At 47.4% G+C, this 2,642-nt stretch carries 2 protein-coding genes; both read left to right on the forward strand.

Annotated elements, in window-relative coordinates; all coding sequences use genetic code 11:
* Positions 1-242 precede the first annotated feature (242 nt).
* Positions 243-557, forward strand: a complete 315-nt coding sequence (locus tag QUA25_RS28985; RefSeq protein WP_333043139.1) for a hypothetical protein — start codon at positions 243-245, stop codon at positions 555-557.
* 118 nt (positions 558-675) lie between these two features.
* A complete protein-coding gene (locus tag QUA25_RS28990; RefSeq protein WP_333043140.1) occupies positions 676-2,547 on the forward strand; it encodes a site-specific integrase in 1,872 nt (623 codons plus the stop codon).
* Positions 2,548-2,642: the final 95 nt, after the last annotated feature.

Consider the following 2,642-nt stretch of genomic DNA (forward strand, 5'->3'; position numbering starts at 1 on the left):
CCATATATTGAGTTACCTCAGTAGATGTGTTCTCTTTCTTTACTTATTTTAACATAGTTCGGTTTTTTGGCGCCGACTTACTTACACGGTATTTCTCGCTCAGAAGTTGTTGAGCAATTTGCTAGAAAACTGGAGCAGTTACCAGCTCATTCACCAACCCAAAGTAACCCTTAGTCCTCAACCCAATTTTTTTGACAATCCAGCCCTTTTTTAGTCTCACTGATTGCACTATGATTTTTTTTATGACCAGAACCACACAACTGTATTTTGGCTATCAAGTACAAAAGCCAAAAGAGGCTCCCTTACAAAGGTTAGCTACTACACAAAAGCTAACTTTTGCTAGTTTTAGTCAGCCGATTGGTTGGAGTGTGGTGTCGAGCTTCTACCTTGCTAAGCATAGCAAGGCGTTAGCTCTTATGGCTTACCTAAGCTTTTTTAAGGTTATAAATAGCCAAAAACTTATTTATAAAACAAGCGGGTTTTTAAGAAAAAAAGCCTTGCCATATAAGGCTTACAGCCGACCGCCACCTACGGTAAAAATTACAGTAAAGTTGTGACTGTAGTTTTTACTATTATTTGAATGAGAGCAATTTTCTGAAAGCCTCTTTTCAAAGCTTCGTAGCACTTCCACAAGACCTAAACTTGTCCCATCTTCCTCTACCACCATTTATAAAAATGAAAAAAAACCTCTCTTTGACCGATATTCTCGGTCTTTATGCTAGTTACATTCAGAGCAAGCACCCGCAAAAGAAAGCGCAAGAAATTATTTCTCAAACTGAAACGGCTATCAACCGTTACACTTTGCCCGGATGGGGCTTGGAGCCTTTCAAAGGTCGCAAGCCCACGCGAGTTGAAATAGACAAAGCCACGGCCTTTAAACAAGGTATAAACGTTGAGCAATTCACAACTGCGAGGGAAGCTCAAGAAAAAGCCTTTGAATTGCTGCAACCCTCGGATAGTAGTAAAGAGGTTTATAGCTGTCGGCTCAATGAACTTCTTTCTTGGTCTAGCCAGGAGGGGTGGTGGCCGGGCAATACCTTACCTGAGAAACCTGTTGATTGCTGCGGGGGTCGTCGCCGTCGCGGCTATGGAATTATGGCGAAAACGCTACTGACGAGCCGCTCTGCTTTGCCGCCTTATGGTTTGCAGCCAGAGCAAGTGTCAGAGAAGTTAAAAGCTAAAATTGAACATTTCTACAAGTTTCGTACCTCAGCTCACTGGCCGGGTAGGTTAGATGAACCGGTGAAAACAAAAGCCTGTCGCGACCAAATTGGCTTGCTCTTTCACTTGCTCGGCTGGTTCTATTACTACCGAGGAGTGCCGTTGGAGGAGCTGTCTTTAGATACTTTAATTCCGCCAGTTGAACTCAAGGCGGCTTCTAAGGAAGCTCCGGCCACAATGGCTGCTAAGGTGGGGAAGTATGTAGATTGTTGGGTCTGCGAATTCTGCAACTTTTTGATCGAGGAAAGAGGTGCTAAAAGCCCCCACACTCGCAAGAATTACCTGTGTGCGCTGCTGGCGGTGGCGAAGTTTCAGTATCACCTTGAAATCACTTCTAGCGATTACAGCGAAGTGCCGGCTGTGAAGGTGTTGCGCGGACGGCTGTCACTGGCAAATAAGGAGTTGAAGAATCACATCCCAGTGGCGGATGTGGATAAGAAGTGGCTGGATTTGCCGTACGTTTGGGAACTAATTGTCGAACCGCTGCGCTTGGAGTGCCAACCGAAGTTGGCGTGTGGCTCCCCGAGGTCTCTGGAGGCGATTGCTTCTAGCTTCCAGCGCTACGTACTCTGGGGGTTTTTGACCTATAGTCCCCCCCGGCGACAGCAGGAGTTGAGGGAGTTAAAAATGGCTCTTGAGTGTCCGGTGAAGCGGCCTGTGGATGTACCTGCTGACGGTTTGTACCAGCCTCTGCCTACGGGTCGCAACCGCGACCGGAATTGCGGTTATCTGTACAGGACACCGGACGGTCGCTGGCTCAAGGATGTAACGTCAGAGTCTTATAAAACTGGTAAGACTTACGGACACCAAGATTTGGAGATTCCTAACGTACAGTTCCCTGACGGGCGATGTTTCTACGACTACTTGGAAACATGGCTGTACGGCTATTATAAAATGCCGGAGGGAAGTTGGCGCTCTTGTGGAGCAACTTTCAATCCAGGGGAGCAGAAGGTTGGGCGTTTGTGGGCGGGTCGCTTGCAGTTTGACCTGGTTGGCGAATTCGTTTTCGTGCGGCCCAATGGCACGCCTTTTGCTGAGGACAGTATGGCTAGCTATATCAGTAATGCTGCTCATGCTTTGACGGGCCAGCGACTGACTCCTCACTTGCTGCGGGATATTTTTGCGACTCATTTTTTGGATAACGGAGCCTCTGACTCGGACATTGCTTCTCTGGCTTATGGCATGGGTCACAGCCCGCAGGTTCTTCGGGCGATTTACGATCGCCGCCGCCCGGAGCAAAAGCACAGACCGATTCAGTTAGCGGTTATGGAGCTAGTTCAAAAGTCGCTGCATCCTGACTCAAGTTCTCCTCCTAGCGAACCGTAATTCGCTTTCCCCTATAGGTAAGTAGGTAGGCGCTGTCAAACACAATTATGTTAAGGATTGTAAAGTATCCAAATGCCCTAAGCGTGGCTAAGTTA

The sequence above is a fragment of the Microcoleus sp. Pol17C6 genome (assembly GCF_036701145.1).
GTDB lineage: Bacteria > Cyanobacteriota > Cyanobacteriia > Cyanobacteriales > Microcoleaceae > Microcoleus.

What these genes read in the sequence shown, in the direction of transcription:
- QUA25_RS28990 (WP_333043140.1), top strand. Translation starts at nt 676, where the DNA reads ATGAAAAAAAACCTCTCTTTGACCGATATTCTCGGTCTTTATGCTAGT.
- QUA25_RS28985 (WP_333043139.1), top strand. Translation starts at nt 243, where the DNA reads ATGACCAGAACCACACAACTGTATTTTGGCTATCAAGTACAAAAGCCA.